This is a genomic window from Xanthomonas sp. SHU 308, assembly GCF_000364645.1.
Classification (GTDB): Bacteria; Pseudomonadota; Gammaproteobacteria; order Xanthomonadales; family Xanthomonadaceae; genus Xanthomonas_A; species Xanthomonas_A sontii.
On sequence record NZ_AQOK01000818.1, the window covers coordinates 1 to 1275 of the forward strand.

At 76.0% G+C, this 1275-nt stretch carries 2 protein-coding genes; both read left to right on the forward strand.

Annotation, left to right across the window (positions count from 1 at the left end; all coding sequences use genetic code 11):
- Positions 1–622: biotin--[acetyl-CoA-carboxylase] ligase (locus tag D588_RS0121540; protein WP_017917477.1), on the forward strand; the 622-nt coding region annotated here is incomplete at its 5' end.
- Positions 619–1275, forward strand: a 657-nt coding sequence (locus tag D588_RS0121545; protein WP_017917478.1) for a type III pantothenate kinase, incomplete at its 3' end; no start/stop codon positions are given. The genes D588_RS0121540 and D588_RS0121545, both read left to right, overlap by 4 nt.

A 1275-nucleotide genomic window follows, 5' to 3' on the forward strand; every position in this document is an offset into this window, starting at 1 on the left:
CGGCCGTGGCCGCCGTGGCCGGGTCTGGGCGTCGCCGCTGGCGGCGCATCTGTATCTGTCGGTGGCGCGCAGCTTCCAGGGCGGGCTGGGCCGGCTGGGCGGCTTGAGCCTGGCGGCCGGCGTGGCCGTGGCCGAAGCCCTGCGTGCGGCCGGATTCGCCTCAGTCGGGCTGAAGTGGCCGAACGACCTGCTGGCCGACGGGCGCAAGCTGGGCGGCCTGCTGGTGGAAGGCGGCGGCGAGTTCGCCGGGCCGGCGCGGGCCGTGATCGGCCTGGGCCTGAACGTGGCGATGCCGGCGGCCACTGCCGCGGACATCGACCAGCCGTGGACCGACCTGACGCGGCTGGCCGGCGGCGCGGTGTCGCGCAACGCGATCGCCGCGACGGTGCTGTCGCAGCTGCTGCCGGCGCTGGCGCTGTTCGACGCGGAGGGACTGGCGCCGTTCCTGCCGCGCTACGCCGCGCTGGATCTGCTGGCCGGACGCGCCGTGCGCATCGACGATGGCGGCCAGGTGCGCGAAGGCACGGCCCTGGGGCTGGCCGAGGACGGCGCGCTGCGGGTGGCCTTCGCCGACGGCGAGCAGCTGGTGCATGCGGGCGACGTCAGCGTGAGGCCGGCATGAGCGACTGGCTGTTCGACCTGGGCAACTCGCGCTTCAAGTTCGCCGCGCTGGAACACGGAAAGGTGGGCGCGGTGCAGGCCTGGCCGCATGGTGCCGAGGCCATGGACGCGGCGGCGGTCGCGGCGCTGCCGCAGGGCGGCACCGCCTATGTTGCCAGCGTCGCCGCGCCGGCCCTGACCGCCACCGTGCTGGAGGCGCTGCGCAGCCGCTTCGCGCAGGTGCAGGTGGTGCGCACCGAGGCCGCGTGCGTCGGGGTGCGGATCGCGTACGCGCGACCGCAGGCCTTCGGCGTGGACCGGTTCCTGGCCCTGCTCGCCGCGCATGGCGGCGGCGACGTGCTGGTGGTGGGGGTGGGAACGGCGCTGACCGTGGACCTGCTCGATCGCGACGGCCTGCACCACGGCGGCCGCATCGCGCCGTCGCCCACGGTGATGCGCCAGGCCCTGCAGCAGAAGGCGGCGCAGCTGCCGGCCGAGGGCGGCGACTACCACGAGTTCGCCGCCGACACCGCCGACGCCCTGGCCTCCGGCTGCGACGGCGCGGCGGTGGCGCTGATCGAGCGCAGCCTGCAGCAGGGCGAGGCCTTGCTCGGACGTCGACCGCGGCTGCTGCTGCACGGCGGTGGGGTGCCGCCGCTGTTGCACGCGCTGCCG